Origin of the sequence: Streptomyces sp. DT2A-34 (genome assembly GCF_030499515.1) — a bacterium.
Taxonomy (GTDB): Bacteria; Actinomycetota; Actinomycetes; order Streptomycetales; family Streptomycetaceae; genus Streptomyces.
The window spans coordinates 9,802,705-9,818,311 of sequence record NZ_JASTWJ010000001.1 but is presented as its reverse complement, the minus strand read 5'-3'; the positions used below and the strand labels follow the sequence as shown (position 1 = coordinate 9,818,311).

14 protein-coding genes are annotated in these 15,607 nt (G+C 70.1%); 2 read left to right on the top strand and 12 right to left on the bottom strand.

Annotated elements, in window-relative coordinates:
* Window positions 1-122: 122 nt before the first annotated feature.
* From QQM39_RS43800 to solA, 12 genes are all read right to left on the bottom strand, one after another.
* Window positions 123-1,406: an FAD-binding oxidoreductase gene (locus tag QQM39_RS43800; protein WP_302003136.1), complete on the bottom strand. Its 1,284-nt coding sequence runs from the start codon at window positions 1,404-1,406 to the stop codon at window positions 123-125.
* Window positions 1,407-1,456: 50 nt separating this feature from the next.
* A complete protein-coding gene (locus QQM39_RS43795; RefSeq protein ID WP_302003135.1) occupies window positions 1,457-2,122 on the bottom strand; it encodes a haloacid dehalogenase type II in 666 nt (221 codons plus the stop codon).
* Window positions 2,123-2,166: 44 nt separating this feature from the next.
* On the bottom strand, window positions 2,167-3,105 hold the full coding sequence (locus tag QQM39_RS43790) for an aldo/keto reductase (protein ID WP_302003134.1): 939 nt from the start codon (window positions 3,103-3,105) through the stop codon (window positions 2,167-2,169).
* Entirely contained in the window at window positions 3,102-4,556 is a 1,455-nt protein-coding gene (locus QQM39_RS43785) for an aldehyde dehydrogenase (protein ID WP_302003133.1), read from the bottom strand. Before QQM39_RS43785 ends, QQM39_RS43790 begins: the two co-directional genes overlap by 4 nt.
* Window positions 4,553-5,506 (bottom strand): succinylglutamate desuccinylase/aspartoacylase family protein, encoded by a 954-nt coding sequence (locus QQM39_RS43780; RefSeq protein ID WP_302003132.1) that lies wholly within the window; start codon window positions 5,504-5,506, stop codon window positions 4,553-4,555. The genes QQM39_RS43785 and QQM39_RS43780 overlap by 4 nt, the downstream gene beginning before the upstream one ends.
* 38 nt (window positions 5,507-5,544) lie before the next feature.
* Window positions 5,545-6,936: an aminotransferase class III-fold pyridoxal phosphate-dependent enzyme gene (locus QQM39_RS43775; RefSeq protein WP_302003131.1), complete on the bottom strand. Its 1,392-nt coding sequence runs from the start codon at window positions 6,934-6,936 to the stop codon at window positions 5,545-5,547.
* Complete coding sequence (locus QQM39_RS43770) at window positions 6,933-7,802, bottom strand: ABC transporter permease (protein ID WP_302003130.1); 870 nt, start codon at window positions 7,800-7,802, stop codon at window positions 6,933-6,935. Before QQM39_RS43770 ends, QQM39_RS43775 begins: the two co-directional genes overlap by 4 nt.
* Window positions 7,799-8,731, bottom strand: coding sequence for an ABC transporter permease (locus QQM39_RS43765; protein ID WP_302003129.1), 933 nt, complete (start codon window positions 8,729-8,731; stop codon window positions 7,799-7,801). The genes QQM39_RS43770 and QQM39_RS43765 overlap by 4 nt, the downstream gene beginning before the upstream one ends.
* 2 nt (window positions 8,732-8,733) lie before the next feature.
* Window positions 8,734-9,873, bottom strand: coding sequence for an ABC transporter ATP-binding protein (locus QQM39_RS43760; RefSeq protein ID WP_302003128.1), 1,140 nt, complete (start codon window positions 9,871-9,873; stop codon window positions 8,734-8,736).
* The gene (locus QQM39_RS43755) at window positions 9,866-10,969 is read right to left on the bottom strand and encodes an ABC transporter substrate-binding protein (protein WP_302003127.1); all 1,104 of its coding nucleotides are present in this window, start codon (window positions 10,967-10,969) and stop codon (window positions 9,866-9,868) included. The genes QQM39_RS43760 and QQM39_RS43755 overlap by 8 nt, the downstream gene beginning before the upstream one ends.
* Window positions 10,970-11,077: 108 nt before the next feature.
* Window positions 11,078-12,064 carry a succinylglutamate desuccinylase/aspartoacylase family protein gene (locus QQM39_RS43750; RefSeq protein ID WP_302003126.1) on the bottom strand — a complete coding sequence of 329 codons (987 nt, stop codon included), beginning with the start codon at window positions 12,062-12,064 and terminating at the stop codon, window positions 11,078-11,080.
* A 5-nt stretch (window positions 12,065-12,069) separates the two neighbouring features.
* On the bottom strand, window positions 12,070-13,206 hold the full coding sequence (solA, locus tag QQM39_RS43745) for an N-methyl-L-tryptophan oxidase (RefSeq protein ID WP_302003125.1): 1,137 nt from the start codon (window positions 13,204-13,206) through the stop codon (window positions 12,070-12,072).
* A gap of 280 nt (window positions 13,207-13,486) precedes the next feature.
* Here solA and QQM39_RS43740 point away from each other — a divergent pair, with 280 nt between their 5' ends.
* Both QQM39_RS43740 and QQM39_RS43735 read left to right on the top strand, forming a co-directional pair.
* Window positions 13,487-14,233: an IclR family transcriptional regulator gene (locus QQM39_RS43740; RefSeq protein WP_302003929.1), complete on the top strand. Its 747-nt coding sequence runs from the start codon at window positions 13,487-13,489 to the stop codon at window positions 14,231-14,233.
* Between the two features lie 360 nt (window positions 14,234-14,593).
* Window positions 14,594-15,337 (top strand): IclR family transcriptional regulator, encoded by a 744-nt coding sequence (locus tag QQM39_RS43735; RefSeq protein WP_302003124.1) that lies wholly within the window; start codon window positions 14,594-14,596, stop codon window positions 15,335-15,337.
* Window positions 15,338-15,607: the final 270 nt, after the last annotated feature.

Genomic DNA, 15,607 nt, shown 5'->3' with positions numbered 1-15,607 from the left:
TCATCGGGGCGTTAGCCGCCACACGAACGTCTCAAGGGGGACGCGGTGTCCCGTAACGGCGGGGGGCTTCCCACGACCACTTCGCGGAAAGCCCCCGCAGTGTCACCGAGGTCGGCAGCGGCTCAGCGCAGGCGGTCCTTGGCCTTGTAGTAGGCGCCGCCGAACGGCAGGAACCAGGGGGTGCCGTTGTAGAAGGGGACGGGGACCTTGGGGAAGCCGAGTCCGCGCAGGGGGTTGGCCTCCGGCTTGCCGTCCATCATCTCGGCGACGGCACGGCCCATGTAGGTGGCCATCTGGACGCCGTGGCCGCAGTAGCCCATGGAGTAGTACAGGCCGTTGACCTCGCCCGCGTGCGGGAGGCGGTCCCAGGAGAAGCCGACCATGCCGCCCCACACGTAGTCGACGCGGACGCCCGCCAACTGCGGGAAGATCTCCGTCATCTCCTGCTTCAGGATGTCGCCGCTCTTGACGTCGGAGGCGGGGTTGGAAGGGGCGAAGCGGGCCCGGCCGCCGAAGGCGAGGCGGTTGTCGGGGGTGAGGCGGAGGTAGTGGCCGACGTTCTTGGAGTCGACCACCAGGCGGGCGTTGGGGATCAGTTCCTTGGCGCGCGCCTCGCCGAGCGGCTCGGTGACGATGATGAAGCTGCCGACGTTGATCAGCCGCTTGCGGAACCAGGGCAGGGCCTTGTCGGTGTAGGCGTCGGTGGCGGCCATGACCTGCTTGGCACGGATGGTGCCGTGCAGGGTCTCGACGAGGAAGCCACCGCCGGGGAGGCGGGTGAGGCCGGTGGCCGCGTTGCGTTCGTGGATCTCCGCGCCGGCGCGTTCGGCGGCCTCGGCCAGGCCGTGGACGTACTTGCCGACGTGCAGGGCGGCGCTGAGCGGGTCGAGCAGGGCACCGTGGTAGTAGTCCGAGCCCAGCTCGGCCTTCAGCTCGCTGCGGGTCAGGAGCTGGGTCTCGTGGTCGAAGTTGTCGGCCAGGTCGCGCTGGGTGGCCTTCATCGACTCGAAGTGCTGGGGCTTGAAGGCGACTCCGAGGCGTCCGGCGCGGTTGAAGTCGCAGTCGATCTTCTCGGTGTGGGTGAGTTCCTCGACCACGTCGACCGCCTCGCGGAACGCGTCGTAGAGCTCGCGGGCGCGCTCCTGGCCGTAGCGCTTGCGGGCCTCGCCGACACCGATGGTGATGCCCTGGGTGCACATGCTGCCGTTGCGCCCGGAGGCGCCCGAGCCGACCTTGTCCTTCTCGACGAGGACGGTCCGGGCGCCCTTGCGGGCGGTGTGGTAGGCGGTGGACAGGCCGGTGAGGCCGCCGCCGATGACCACCACGTCCGCCTCGTCGGGCAGGTCCTTTCCGGACCGGTCGGGCAGGGCGGGGGCGGTGTCGAGCCAGTAGGGGATCTGCTTCATGGCGTGCGTCCTCTGTGTTCTCTGTCCTGTGTCGCCGTGTAGCCGTGTCGTCAGCAGCCGAGCAGCTTCGGCAGACCCGTCATGTCGGTCAGCTCGTCGTAGGGCTGGTAGTCGGCGCTACCGGGGCGGCCGTAGCGGTTGATCCACACGCGGCGCTTCAGGCCGAGGTCACGGGTCGGGATGTGGTCGTACTCCCAGCCCTGGGCGGTGTGGATGACCTGGGACGGCTCGACGCCCATCGTCTTGAAGGCGTGCTCGAAGGTCTGCCGGTCCGGCTTGTACGCGCCGGCCTGCTCGGCTGTGATGACGTAGTCGAAGTCGACGCCGATGTTCTCGACGTTCCGTGCGATGAGGTTGTCGTCGCTGTTGGTGATGATGGCGATCTCGTACTTGGTCTTCAGCGCGCGCAGGGCGTCCGGGACCTCCGGGAAGGGGCCGAAGGTGGGGACGGCCTCGACGAGAGCGTCGCCGTCGGAGGTGCGGTACTCCAGACCGTGCAGGCGCATGGCCATCTGGAGGCTGGAGTGCAGGATCTCGTGGTAGGGGCGGTATGCCTCCAGGACGGCCTGGAAGCGCATGACGCGGAAGTCGTCGAGGAACTCGTCGACGTCCAGGTTGTCCAGGTCCAGCCGGTCGGAGAGGACCTTGAGGGTGGTGGGGCCGAGCTGGAAGTCGACCAGGGTGCCGTAGGCGTCGAAGGTGACGATCTCTCGCATGGTGTTCAACCTCGGTTTCAGGTTCTTACAGGGACGGGGGAGGGTCAGACGATCCGCTCGCCGGGGGTGACGATCGCGTCGAGTGCGGCCAGGTCGGCCGCGTCGGGGAGCCAGTCGGCCGCCGCCGCGTTGGCGGTGACCTGTTCGGGGGTCATGGCGCCGCAGATGACCGAGCCGACGGCGGGCAGGGCGGCGAGTCCGCCCACCGCGACCTGGAGGAGGGTCAGGTCGCGCTCGGTGGCATACGAGGTGAGCGCCTCGACCCGGTCGAGGGCCGCGTCGGTCAGCCAGCCCTGCCGCCAGGACAGGCGGCTGCCGGGCGGGGGCTGCTCGCCGCGCCGGTACTTGCCGCTGAGCAGGCCGTTGGCCAGCGGGTAGTACGGCAGCAGGCCGAGGCCGTGGCGCAGACAGGCCGGGATCAGGTCCTCCTCCACACTGCGGTCGAGCAGGTGGTAGCGGGCCTGGGTGCTGACGAACGCCTCGGACAGGTCCTCGGCCGGAAGGTTGGAGCAACCGATGTGGCCGATCTTGCCCTCGTCGACCAGTTCCCGCAGGGCGGTCACAGTCTCGTCGAGCGGGGTGACGCCGTCCGGCTCGTGGTACTGGTACAGGTCGATACGGTCGGTGCCCAGGCGGCGCAACGACGCCTCCACGGCGTGGCGGATGTAGCCGCGGGCGCCTCGCGGCCCGTACAGGTCGGCATCCCGGCCCATGTCCATGCCGAACTTGGTGGCGAGGACGACCTCGTCGCGGTGGCCCTTGAGGGCGGCCCCGAGGAGGCGTTCACCGTCCCCGCGCGAGCCGCCCTGGTCGCCGAACCCGCCGTACATGTCGGCCGTGTCGAACAGGGTGATGCCCGCGTCGAGGGCAGCGTGCACGACGGCCTTCGTGCCGTCCTCGTCGAGACGGGAGCCGAAGTTGTTGCCGCCGACGCCCACCACCGAGACGGCCGGCCCGCGTTCACCGAGCGTGCGGTACCTCATGTCCGGCTCCCGAATCCGATGCAGACGTTCTTGGTCTGCGTGTAGCTGGCCAGGGCTTCGAGGCCCTTCTCCCGGCCCCAGCCGCTGTGCTTGTAGCCGCCGAAGGGCAGTTCGACGCCGGTGCCGACGCCGGTGGCGTTGACGTAGACCTGGCCGGTCCGGACGCCCTCGGCGAGGCGCATCGCCTTGTCGATGTCGCGGGTCCAGATGTACGAGGCCAGGCCGTAGGGGCTGTCGTTGGCGATCTCCAGAGCCTGGTCCGCGTGGTCGAAGTCGATCACGGTGATGACGGGGCCGAAGATTTCCTCGCGGGCGACACGGGCGTCGTTCGTCAAACCGGTCAGGACGGTCGGCTCCACGTAGTACCCATCCGCCAGCTCCGGGTCGGAGGGTGCGCCACCGCCCACGCGGACCGTCGCGCCTTCCTGCCGTGCCAGATCCAGGTAGCCCAGGACCCGGTCGCGTTGCCGGGCGGCGACCAGCGGGCCGACGTCCGGATCCGTCAGGCCGGGGCCGACGCGCAGAGTGGCGATCTTCTCGACCAGCCGGTCCAGGAACTCCTCGGCGCCGCGCTGGAGGAGCAGCCTCGTCCCAGCCGAGCACATCTGTCCGGCGTTGCTGAACGACGCCCCGAGGATCGCGGTCAGCGCCAGGTCGAAGTCGGCGTCGGCGAAGACGACGATCGGCGACTTGCCGCCCAGCTCGGTGGCCGAGGGCACCACGTTGGCGGCGGCCGCCTGGGCGACCTTGATGCCGGTGGGCACAGAACCGGTGAAGGTGACCTGGTCGATGTCCGGGTGCCCGGCGAGGGCCGCCCCGGTCTCGCCGTCGCCGGGGACGACGTTCAAGACGCCCGGCGGGAGGCCGCATTCCAGGGCGATCCTGCCGATCTCCAGCGGGGTGATCGGTGCCTCGGGAGAGGGCTTGAGCACCACCGTGCAGCCCGCGGCCAGTGCGGGGGCGGAGCCTCGCGCGGTGTTCTGCAGCGGGTAGTTGAAGGGGATGATCTGCCCGGAGACGCCGATCGGCTCGCGGACGGTGTAGTCGATCAGACCGGGGCCGAGGGGAATCGTCGTGCCGCCGAGCTTGTCGGCGACGCCCGCGTAGAACTCGAAGTAGCGGGCGGCGGCCTCGACGTCGGCCTTCGCCTGGCTGAGCGGCTTGCCGACGTCCTGGCTCTCCAGGCGGGCCAGGCGTTCGCCCTGGTAGCGGATGGCCTCGGCGATCCGGTACAGGATCCTGCCCCGGTCGGCGGCGCGCATCCGGGCCCACTCGGGGGAGACGAAGGCCGCGTGTGCCGCCGCCACCGCCTGGTCCACGTCCGCCGCTCCGGCCAGCGCCACCTGGGCGAAGGCCGTGCCGTCCGACGGGTCGAGGACGGTGAAGGTACGGCCGTCGGCGGCGGGAATCTGTTTGCCGTCGACGAGAAGCAACCGCGTGTCGCCGCTCATGGCTGGATTTCTCCCTGCACCTCGCCGAAGATGACGACCTCGTCGCCGGGGCGGACGGTACGGATCCGGCGGACCCAGAGCACGATGCCGTCCTGCGGGGCGCGGACCTCCTCCAGCGTGTTGCCGTAGTGGTCGACGATGTGGGCGATCAGGTCGCCTTCCTTGCACGTCTCCCCCGGCTCGGCGTGTCCCAGGAAGAAGCCGCCGGCGGCGGAACGGGCGAAGGTGCCGGAGGTCGTCGTGTACTTCTCCCGCAGCTCCGTCTCGCCGTCGATCATCTTCAGCTGCCGCATGATGTTGCGGATCGAGCCGATGTGCAGCTCGACGTTGGCCTCGCGGTAGGTGCCGCCACCCGCCTCGATGGTGATGGCGGGCTTGCCCGCCGCAAGAGTGGGGTGGCGGACCGTGCCGCCCCACTTGCCGCCCTTCCAGACCAGCTCGTGCCCGGCCGCGAGGGCGAGGTCGGTGGCCAGTTCCTCGTAGCCGCCCTGAAGGATGACGAGCGGGGCGATCTCACCGAAGGTGCCGCCGGTGTGCAGGTCCACCAGGGCGTCGATGGCCGGGACGACCTGCTCGACGAAGGTGGCCGCCAGACGGAGGGAGTACGAGCCGTCGGCGTCGCCCGGGAAGATGCGGTTGAGGTTCAGGTAGTCGAGGCCGCTGGTGCGGGCCGCCGCCTCGAAGGCCGGGGTGTTCATGCAGGGGATGCCGACGAGCGTGCCGCGCAAGGTGGCCGGGTCGATGTCGGCGAGGACGCGGCGGATGGCCTCCTGGCCGTCGTACTCGTCACCGTGCACGCCCGCGTCCACGCAGAGCACCGGGCCGTCGTGGGCACCGTTGACGACTATCAGCGGTATGCCGAGCTCCACGCCGTAGCTGCTGGTGCCGACCGGGATGAGGCCCTGGGCGCGCTCGCCGGGGGCGACGGACAGCGGACCGATGGAGTACATGAGGGTGGTTCCTTTCGAATGCGGGGCGGGTGCGGGTGTCACAGGCGGGCGGACGCCTCGGCGAGGGTCTCCGCGAGGATGTCGGCGATACGGTCGAGGAGGTGCCGGTCGCTGATCAGCGGGGGCGCGATCTGCACCAGCGGGGCGGAGCGGTTGTAGACGCGGGCCAGGAGGCCGGCCTCGCGAAGTCGGCGTGGGATGAGGTCGACGATCAGATCGGCGCGGGCCTTGTCGCTGAAGCCGCCGCCGTCGAGGTCGCCGACGAGTTCGCAGGCGTAGAAGAAGCCGGCGCCCCGGACGTCACCGACGATTCTCAGGTCTCCGAGGGAAGCCATACGCGTCGCGAGATGGTCCTGCAGACCGCGGACGTTCTCCAGGATCCGGTCCCGCTCCATGATCTCCAGGCTGCGCAGGGCGATGGCCGCGCTCAGCGGGTGCCCGGCGAAGGTGTAGCCGTGGTTGAGGACCGCGCCCGGTTGATTGATGACCTCGACGACGCCGTTGCTCACCAGAGTTGCTCCCATAGGGGCGTATCCGGCGGTGATGCCCTTGGCGACGGTGACGATGTCGGGGCGAGCGCCGTAGCGGTCGCCGCCGAACCACTCCCCCAGCCGCCCGAAGGCGGTGATCACCTCGTCGGCGACGAGGAGGAAGCCGTACCGGTCGGCGAGCGCCCTGAGGCCCGGCCAGTAGCCGTGGGGCGGGGTGATGCAGCCGCCGCGGTTCTGCACCGGCTCGGCGATCAGCATCGCGATGCTCTCCGGGCCCTCGGCCAGGATCGCGGCCTCCAGCTCGGCGAGCAGACGGGAGGTGTACACGTCGTCGTCGACGTACTCGGGGGCGAGGCCGAAGCGGTTGGTGTTGGACACGAACCGGGTCTCGATCGCGCCCGGCCCGTAGGGTTCGCGCAGCCCGGGGTCGTCGGTCAGGGAGAGAGCCCCGATGGTCAGCCCGTGGTAGGCGCCGCGACGGGAGATCGCCTTCACCCGGCCCGGTTCCCCGCGCAGGGCGTGGTAGCGGCGGGCGATCTTCCAGGCGGTCTCCACCGCTTCCGCCCCGCCGCCGGAGAAGAACGTGTGCTCGACATCGACGGGCGCGATCCGCGAGAGCCGCTCGGCGAGTTCGATGGCGGTGGGGTGCGCGGAGGAGGACCACAGCGGGCTGAAGCACAGCTCTCGCAGCTGCTTGTCCGCCGCCTCGGCGAACTCGGGGGCGTAGGAGTAGCCGAGCTGGCAGCAGTACAGGCCGGAGAGACCGTCGATGTAGCGCCTGCCGTCGGCGTCGTCGACGTACGGGCCCTCGCCACGCTGGACGACGAAGAGGTTCTCGCCGTCCTGGCCGAGCGAGCCGTTGGGGGTCATGTTGAGCAGGAGGTGTCTGGCCGCGGTGGCGGACAGTTCACCGGTGGGTGTGCGGGTGCTGGTGGTCATGATGCGGTCTCACTTCCGGCGGGGAGGCCCAGTCCGGGTTCTGTGGGCAGCAGGCCGTCCTGTTTGCCGGAGCCGCTGAGCTTGCGGACCACGCCGACCAGGGCGAGGGCCACGACGGCGACGGCGATGAGGATCGCGCTGACGGCGGTCACCGACGGGTCGACGTTGTACTGGAGGACGTTGAACACCTGCACGGGCAGGGTCACGGTGTCCACGGAGGACAGGAACTGCGAGATGAAGAACTCGTCGAAGCTGGTGATGAAGGAGAAGATGCCGGCGGCGACCATGCCGGGCATGGCCAGCGGGAGGGTGATCCGCCGCCAGACGGTCAGCCGGTTCGCGCCCATGCTGGCGGCCGCGTCCTCCAGCCGTTCGTCGATGCCCTTCAGGGTGGCCATGAGGATCATCACGGCGATCGGTGAGGCCAGCACGGTGTGGCCGAGAGCGATGGCGATCGGGCTGCCGAGCATCGCGGCCGGCTCGAAGAGCAGGAACAGACCGAGGGCGATGACGACCTGGGGGATCACCAGCGGGGCGAGTACCAGGCCGTAGACCGCCGACCGCAGCGGAAGTTCGCTGCGGACGAGGGCGGTGGCCGCGGTCATCCCCAGGATCAGGGAAAAGACCGTGGTCATGGCCGCCACCAGGGCGCTGAGCGACAGCGCGGCGGGCCACTTGCTGCCGTCGGCGAACAGCTGCGTGTACCAGTCGAGGGTCCACGCCTCCGGCGGGAAGGAGCCGAAGGCGTCCTTGCCGAAGGAGGTGACGACGATGACGATGATCGGCAGGGCCAGGAACAAAAGGATCAGCGTGGACAGGACGGCCAGGGTGATGCGTCCGGCCAGCGTGGAACGGAGCTCGATCATGACGCCGTACCCCGGTTCCGAAGGGCCTCGCCCGCCGACTTCAGCAGCCTGAGCAGCAGCAGTCCGGCGAAGGTGAGGAGCAGCAGGATGATGCCGAGCGCCGAGGCGCCGTTCCACTGGTTCTGCTTCATGACCTGCTCGTCGATGAGCGAGGCGACCATGGTCTGCTTCTCGCCGCCCATCAGGGCGGGCGTGAGGTAGTAGCCGAGGCAGAGGATGAAGCACAGCACGCCGGCGTTGACCAGGCCGGGGGCCACCAGGGGCAGGTAGACCCGGCGGAAGATGGTGATCCGGCCCGCGCCCATGCTCGCCGCGGCGGCCATCAGGCGCCGGTCGATGCCCTTCATCACCGCGAACAGCAGCAGCACGGTGTACGGCAGCATCACGGCGGTGGTGCCGATGACGACGCCGATCTCGTTGTAGAGCAACTGGACGGGCGCGCCGGGGACGTGCATGTCCGTCAGGGCGTTGTTCACCACGCCGTTGTCACCGAGCAGGATGATCCAGCCGTAGGTGCGCACCAGCGCGCTGATGAAGTGCGGGACGACCACCACGAGCATCGCCAGGCCGGCCCACAGCGGCTTGAGCCGCGAGATGGCCGAGGCCAGGACGAACCCGACGACCAGCGCGAGCAGGGAGGTCTCGGCGGAGATCCGCAGGGTCGTGAGCAGGATCTCCAGGTTCGCGCCCTGGAAGGCGTCGGCGTACCAGTGGAGGGTGAAGCCGCCCTCCTCGCCCTTCAGGCTCAGCATCAGGGTGCTGAAGATCGGATAGACGAAGAGGATCAGGAGGTAGACGACGACGGGGGTGGCGTTGAGCAGTCCGAAGCGGGTGCGCCGTTCGGACAGCGCGCGGCCCAGGCCGCGCTTGCCCGGGGCGGGTGTGGGTGCGGCGGGCGCCGGGGTGGGCGCCAGTGCGGTTCCGGCCATCGTCATCCCCCGTGTTCCGCGTCCGGGAAGACGCTGACGTTCGCGGGGTCCGCGGTGAGGCCGATGCGCTCGCCGAGGTCGGGGGCTCGGCCGGCGGGCAGTTCCAGCCGTACGAGTTCGGTGGCCGCCTCGCCGAGAGGGCGGACGGTGACGCGTACGAGCGTGCCGACGTAGGTGACGGTCCCGACCGTCCCGGTACAGAATCCGTCGTCGGGGGGACACAGGGCGAGCCGGCCGGGCTGGACCGCGGCACGGACCCGGGCTCCTTCGGGCCCCGCCTGCGGGCGGGCCTTCAGTACACCGCCGGTGTCCAGACGTACCAGGGTGTGGCCGGACGTCTGCTGCTCCACTTGGCCCGGGAGGAAGTTGGCGGCACCGAGGAAATCGGCGACGAACGGAGTGCGCGGACGCTCGAAGAGCTCCTGCGGGGTGTCGAACTGGTCGATCCGGCCGTCCCGCATCACCGCGATGCGGTCGGAGAGGACGAGGGCCTCTTCCTGGTCGTGCGTCACGTAGATGACGGTCAGGCCGAGTTCCTGCTGGATGCGCTTGATCTCGGTCTGGAGCTGGTCGCGCAGCTTCTTGTCGAGGGCGCCGAGCGGCTCGTCCATGAGGATGACCGGCGGCCGGTAGACCAGGGCCCGGCACAGCGCGACGCGCTGCTGCTGGCCGCCGGACAGCTCGCGGGGGCGGCGGCGGGCCATGGCGGACAGCCCGGCCATCTCCAGGGTCTCGCCGACCCGGCGGCGCTGTTCCGCCTTGGACACGCCCCGCAGTTGCAGGGGGAAGGCGACGTTCTCCCAGACGGTCATGTGCGGGAAGAGCAGGTACTGCTGGAAGACGAAGCCCAGGCCGCGCTTCTGCGGGGCGAGGCGGGTCACGTCACGGCCGCCGACGACGATGCTGCCGGAGTCGGGCTCGCAGAACCCGGCGATCATCATCAGGGTGGTGGTCTTGCCGGAGCCGGAGGAGCCGAGGAAGGTGACGAACTCGCCGGCCGCGATCTCCATGGAGACCTCGTCGACGGCCGTCACTCCCCCGTAGGTTTTCCGAAGCCGTGTCACGGACAGGGGCTTGCCGGAACCGGTCAGGTCGGCCGCTGAGGCCAGGGACAGCTCGGGCATCACGTCGATCTCAGGCATGCGTCCACTCCTGCCAGCGCTTGGACACGGCGTCCTGGTTCTTGATCCACCACTCGACGTCCAGGTCGAAGCCGGACTCCAGGTGCTCGGGCGAGCTGGCCAGGTTCGCGGCGGTGGCGGGCTTGAGCTTCTTGTAGGCGGCCGGCACCGACGGGGCCATCGGGTAGATCTCGGCGTAGGCCGCCTGCACCTCGGGCCGCAGGGCGAAGTCGATGAGCTGGTAGGCGGCGTCGAGGTTGGCGGCGCCCTTGGGGATGCCGAGGGCGTTGCTCTGCCGGCGGGCGCCGTTCCACTGGTAGGCGAGCGGGGAGCCGCCCTTGATCAGGGCGTCCAGGCGGCCATGCCACACGCTGGAGGCGTCAACCTCCTTGCGGCCCAGGAGCACGCCGGGCAGAGCGCCGGTGTCCCAGAACTTGCGGACGTGGGGCTTGATCTCGCTGAGGACCTTGAAGGCGCGGTCCACGTCGAGCGGGTAGAGCTTGTCCAGCGCCACGCCGTCGGCGAGGAGGGCGAACTCCAGCTCGGGCAGGTCGGCGTCCAGGGCCTGCAGCGCGCGGTTGCCGGAGAAGGTCTTGGTGTCCCAGAAGTCCGCCCAGGAGGAAGGTTTCTTCCCCCCAAAGGCGTCCGTACGGTACGCCATCACGCTGGCCCAGTAGTTCTTGCCGACCGCGTTGGAGGTCACCAGGGTCTTGGCGATGCCCGCGTTCTTGAAGTTCTTCAGCCGGTCGTAGTCGAGGTCCTCGGTGGCGTCCTGCTGCTTGAAGAGCACGAAGTCGGCCATGGAGTCGTCGATGACGTCGAACTGGGGGCGCCCCTGCTTGATCTGGGCGAGCATCTGGGCGTACTCGACGTTCACCACCTTGACCTGGATGCCGGTCTCCTTGGTGAACGGCTCGTAGATCGCCTGCTGGTTGGCGTCGCCGTACGAGCCGCCGCTGTTGCGGACCACGAGGGTCTTGGAGCTCTTGCCGCCGCTGTCGACGGACCGGCTGGTGCCGGTGCCGCAGGCGCTGAGCGATGTGGCGGCGGCGATGCCTGCGGCCACGCCGCCGACTCCGCGCAGAAACCCTCTGCGGTCTATCCGGACATCTCTCACCGGGTGCCTCCTGGTGGTGCGGTACGTGAGGAAGGGGAGCGTGGGGGTGCGTGCTGGTGGGATCTCGTTCTGGTGGTGCGGGGAGGGGACTTGCTGGGGGGGGTGGGGTCAGTGGCCGCCGGAGTCCTGGGGAGCCGGGGCGGCGATGGCGGCGAGTTCGGCGCCGGGGGCGACGGTCAGTCCGTGCATGCCGTAGAAGATCCGGCCGGTGGCCGGGGTGTGGACCTTGTGCTCCTGGCCGTCGGCCGGGTCGATGACATGGCCGATGACCTGGCCCTCCGTCACGTCGTCGCCGGCGGTGAACTCCGGATACCAGAGGCCGGTTGCCTCGGCGGTGATGCCGGCGGCCCAGACCCATGCGCGGACGGCCGTGTCGTCCTGGGGCTTGGTGTCCAGGACGCCGAGCCGGCCCAGTACCCCATGCAAACCCTCGACGAGACGACGGGCGGTGTCCGCGTCGCGTTCGCCGAGCTGGCCGGTCTCCACGAGGATCGCCGGGATGCCCTGGCGGGCGGCGGCCGCGTGACTGTTGCCGCCGTCCGCGTTCATTCCGAAGATGACGTCCTCGATGCCGAGCGCGCCGGCCATGTCCGCTGTCCGCGCGTCCAGTTCGGGGTCACCAGTGAGGCGGTAACCGACGAAATCCGTCAGGACCTCGTCGATGCCGCCGGAGTGCAGGTCGACGTAGGCGTCGGCACCGTCCACGAGGTTGGTGAACAGCCACGCCGCGAGACGTTCGGTGGGGCTGCCGTCGGGGTCGCCGGGAAAGACGCGGTTGATGTTCACGCCGTCGAGCGGGGAGGCGCCGAGGCGACCCTGGTAGACGGCCGGGGGGTTGGCGACCGGGCAGACGATCACCTGACCGTGCACCTCGCCGGGCTCCAGCAGAGCGGCCAATCGGGTGGCCGCGTCGACCCCCGTGAACTCGCCGCCGTGCACGCCCGCCGTGATCAGAACGCGGGGGCCGGGGTGGGCGCCGTTGACCAGGGTCAGCGGAATGTCCAGGGTGAGGGTGCCGAGGTCGGCGGGGACGGTGCCGCGGGTCTTGGTCCCGGGCTCGGCGCGCAGGACGCCGACGGACAGGGGGGCGGTCATGGTCGTCACGCCTCCGCTCGGTCGAGGGTGGAGATGAAGTCGATGGGCCGGGGCGAGGTGCCGTCCAGCGCGAGGTCGGCGGCGATGTCGCCGAAGGCGGGCGAGAGCTTGAAGCCGTGTCCGGAGAACCCGGCGAGCAGGACGACGTTCTCCGCGCCCGGCAGCGGCCCGACCAGGGGACGGCTGCTCTCGGTGTAGCCCTCCATGTAGACGGAGAGCCGGGTCGGATCGGGGTTCAGGTCCGGCATGTGACGCCTGATCAGTTCCGTGAAGATCTCCAGCTCCTCCGGGGCCACCTCTCGGTCGAGCCGGTTCGGGTCACCGGCCGGGCGGTGCAGGGCGCGGGAGAGACCGAGCTTGACGGAGACGCCGTCCGGGGAGGGCAGGCCGTAGCAGTGGGTGGGCGCCGTGCGGATGAAGGCGGGGCGCTCCTCGCCGAACCAGGCGTCGGTGGTGGGCACGTACCAGGCGCTGATGAGGCGGCGGATGTCCACCTCCCAGGGCAGTTCGGGGAGCAGGTCGTTGACCCAGGGGCCGACCGTGACGACGGCGGTGTCGAAGTGCTCGCTGCCGGCGTCGGTGCGGATCTCGACGCCGCCTGCGACGGGGACGATCTCGCGGACCGTGGTGTAGCGGTGGATGCGGGCGCCGAGCTCCTCGGCGCGGCGGGCGGCGGTCTGGATCGTCAGCTCGGGGCGGATGAAGCCGGCGCGGCGGTCGAGCACGGCCGCGTCGCCGTCCTCGATCCGGAACTGCGGGAAGCGCTTGGCGAGCAGCTCGGCGTCGAGGACCTCGTGGTCGAGGCCGTGCTCGGCGATCGACTCGAGGACCGTGGCCATCTGGTGGTGATCGGTCGGCCCCATGAGCAGGCAGCCGGTCAGGCGGCGCAGCTCACGGCCGGTCTCCTGCTGAAGCTGCTCCCAGAGGGCGTCGGCGTGCTGGAGCAGCGGCACGTACCGGGAGTCCTCGAAGTGGGCGCTGCGGAAGATCCGGGTCTCGCCGCCGGCCGCGCTGCGGTCGTGGCCCGGGGCGAAGCGGTCGTAGCCGACCACCTCGGCTCCACGGGCGGCCAGGCGCCAGGCGGCCTGGCTGCCCATCGTTCCGACGCCGACGACGGCGACGCGCTTCCTGGCAGCTGACACAGGGCTTTCCTTTCGTTTCGCCGCGGCGCATGCTGGGCCCCCGGCGTGAGGCTGATCGATTCGAGGCGGTTTGGACGGGGCCGGGCCCTTCGGCGGGACCACAGCTCGCAATCGTCCGTATCTCGTAGCTCCGGCTCACTTGCGCGGGATCCCTCCCGAAGCCGTGCCACATTGTGGAATGCTGTGCTAGAATCTGGCACGAGAATGACAGCGGTAGAAAGGGGAGTCAAGAGGTGTCCGCAAAGAATTCTGAGGATTAACGGGGGGAAACCGGATGGAAATGAAGAGCGTCACCAGATCGCTGCGGATCTTGGAGGCGGTCGCCCAGCATCAGCCAGTGACCGTGGGCGAGCTGACCAAGATCTTCGGCCTGCCGAAGTCGACCGTGCAGCGCACCCTGGTCACGCTGGCGGAGGCCGGCTGGCTACGGGCCAGCCGGAAGGACACCACGCGCTGGGAGGTCGGCGCCCGGGTGCTGGCCGTACGCCCCGCCGCCCTACAGGGGTCCAGCCTGTTCGCCGCCGCCCGCGAACCCATGGTGCACCTGCGGGACAAGGCCAACGAGACCATCCACCTGTCGGTGCCGGACGCACTCCAGTGCATGGTCGTGGTGGACCGCGTGGACTGCGACCACGCCGTACGAACCTTCCACGCCATCGGCGACACCTCACCCCTGCACGCCACCGCCACCGGGCGCGCGGTCCTCGCCCACCTGCCGAAGCAGGACATCGAGGAGCTCATCACGCAGGGCCTGGAGCGCTACAGCGAGTCGACGCCCGCAGACCCCGAGGACCTGCGCGCCGAGCTGCGGCGGATCCGCACCGACGGTTACGCGGTCAACCGCAACCAATACCGGCCTGGCGTCTGCGCCATCGCCGCGCCCATCCTCGACGAGGACGGCACGCCGCTGGCCACCGTGGCCATCTCCATGCCCGATTCGCGGTACGACGCCGACAAGCTGCCCGAGTGGGGCCGCCTGGTCGCCGACACGGCCGCGGAGATCACGGGGCGCCGTCTCGGCGCCTGAGCACGTCGCGGCGGCCCGACTTCGGCCCCGCATCGCCATGGGCCGGTTCCCACGTACGGGAGCCGGCCCATGGCCCGTTTCACGGCACGCCCTGCGCCCGGCCGGGGGAGAGTGCCGGGCACAGGGCGGCCGCCTCACACGGCGGCGCGGTACGGCGCGTTCAGGGCGCGACCAGCGTCAGACGCCGCGGAGCATCAGAACAGCACGGTCCTTGACGTCGGTCCGACCGCCGGAGACATCAAGATGCGTGCCGCATTGTGGAACGCCATGCTAAAATACGGCATGATCATGCCTGTGGCTCCGGAAGCGAGTCAAGAGGACAGCACGACGAATCCGCAGAACTGAGGGGCCAGGATGGAAATGAAGAGCCTGACCAGGTCGCTGCGCGTCCTGGAGGCCGTGGCGCAGCATCAGCCGGTGACCGTGGGAGAGCTGACGAAGATCTTCGGACTGCCCAAGTCGACCGTGCAGCGCACCCTGGTGACGCTCGACGAGGCGGGCTGGCTGCGGGCGAATCGCAGGGACACCACGCGCTGGGAGGTCGGCGCCCGGGTTCTGGCCGTACGCCCCGCCGCCCTACAGGGGTCCAGCCTGTTCGCCGCCGCCCGCGAGCCCATGTTCCGGCTCCGCGACACACTGAACGAGACCATCCACCTGACGGTGCCGGACGCCCTGCACGGCATCGTCGTGGTGGACCGCGTCGACTGCGACCACGCCGTACGAACCTTCCACGCCATCGGCGACATCTCCCCACTGCACGCCACAGCCACCGGACACGCAGTCCTCGCCCATCTGCCGAAGTCCGAGGTCGACGAGGTCACGGCGGGCGCACTCGAGGGTTACGGCCAGGAGACCATCACCGACCCGGCGGAGCTGCGTGCCGAGCTCCGCCGCGTCAGAGACCGCGGATACGCCGTCAACCACAACCAGTACCGCCCGGGTGTCTGCGCCATCGCGGCACCCGTCCTGGATGAGGACGGCACGCCGCTGGCCAGCGTGGCCGTCTCCATGCCCGACTCACGCTTCGACCCCGGCCGGCTCGCCGAGCTGGGGCGGCTGGTGACCGACACCGCGGCGGAAATCACCGCCCGCCACCTGGGCTGAGAGCAGCGGGCGGCCAGAACGACAGCGCAGCGCTCTCTCCGCCCAGGGAGCGGAGCCGTGGCGGGCAGCGCCGGCCTCCTCGCGGCGTACGGCGCCCTGGGCGCATGGGGCGAGCCTTCCAGTAACCGCCCCTCCGCTCCTCACGGGCGGGCGACGAACCGTTCGGGCAAACGCCCGCCCCCACCGGGCGGAGCAGAGGGCCGCACGTCGTGGCTTACTTGTCAGCCGCGTCCGCCGCCCAGGCCATGCAGCGGCCCACCGGACCAGCGG

Excerpts from the sequence above, each read along its gene's own strand:
- QQM39_RS43800 (WP_302003136.1), bottom strand. The coding sequence starts at position 1,406 with ATGAAGCAGATCCCCTACTGGCTCGACACCGCCCCCGCCCTGCCCGAC.
- QQM39_RS43795 (WP_302003135.1), bottom strand. The coding sequence starts at position 2,122 with ATGCGAGAGATCGTCACCTTCGACGCCTACGGCACCCTGGTCGACTTC.
- QQM39_RS43790 (WP_302003134.1), bottom strand. The coding sequence starts at position 3,105 with ATGAGGTACCGCACGCTCGGTGAACGCGGGCCGGCCGTCTCGGTGGTG.
- QQM39_RS43785 (WP_302003133.1), bottom strand. The coding sequence starts at position 4,556 with ATGAGCGGCGACACGCGGTTGCTTCTCGTCGACGGCAAACAGATTCCC.
- QQM39_RS43780 (WP_302003132.1), bottom strand. The coding sequence starts at position 5,506 with ATGTACTCCATCGGTCCGCTGTCCGTCGCCCCCGGCGAGCGCGCCCAG.
- QQM39_RS43775 (WP_302003131.1), bottom strand. The coding sequence starts at position 6,936 with ATGACCACCAGCACCCGCACACCCACCGGTGAACTGTCCGCCACCGCG.
- QQM39_RS43770 (WP_302003130.1), bottom strand. The coding sequence starts at position 7,802 with ATGATCGAGCTCCGTTCCACGCTGGCCGGACGCATCACCCTGGCCGTC.
- QQM39_RS43765 (WP_302003129.1), bottom strand. The coding sequence starts at position 8,731 with ATGGCCGGAACCGCACTGGCGCCCACCCCGGCGCCCGCCGCACCCACA.
- QQM39_RS43760 (WP_302003128.1), bottom strand. The coding sequence starts at position 9,873 with ATGCCTGAGATCGACGTGATGCCCGAGCTGTCCCTGGCCTCAGCGGCC.
- QQM39_RS43750 (WP_302003126.1), bottom strand. The coding sequence starts at position 12,064 with ATGACCGCCCCCCTGTCCGTCGGCGTCCTGCGCGCCGAGCCCGGGACC.
- QQM39_RS43740 (WP_302003929.1), top strand. The coding sequence starts at position 13,487 with ATGAAGAGCGTCACCAGATCGCTGCGGATCTTGGAGGCGGTCGCCCAG.
- QQM39_RS43735 (WP_302003124.1), top strand. The coding sequence starts at position 14,594 with ATGAAGAGCCTGACCAGGTCGCTGCGCGTCCTGGAGGCCGTGGCGCAG.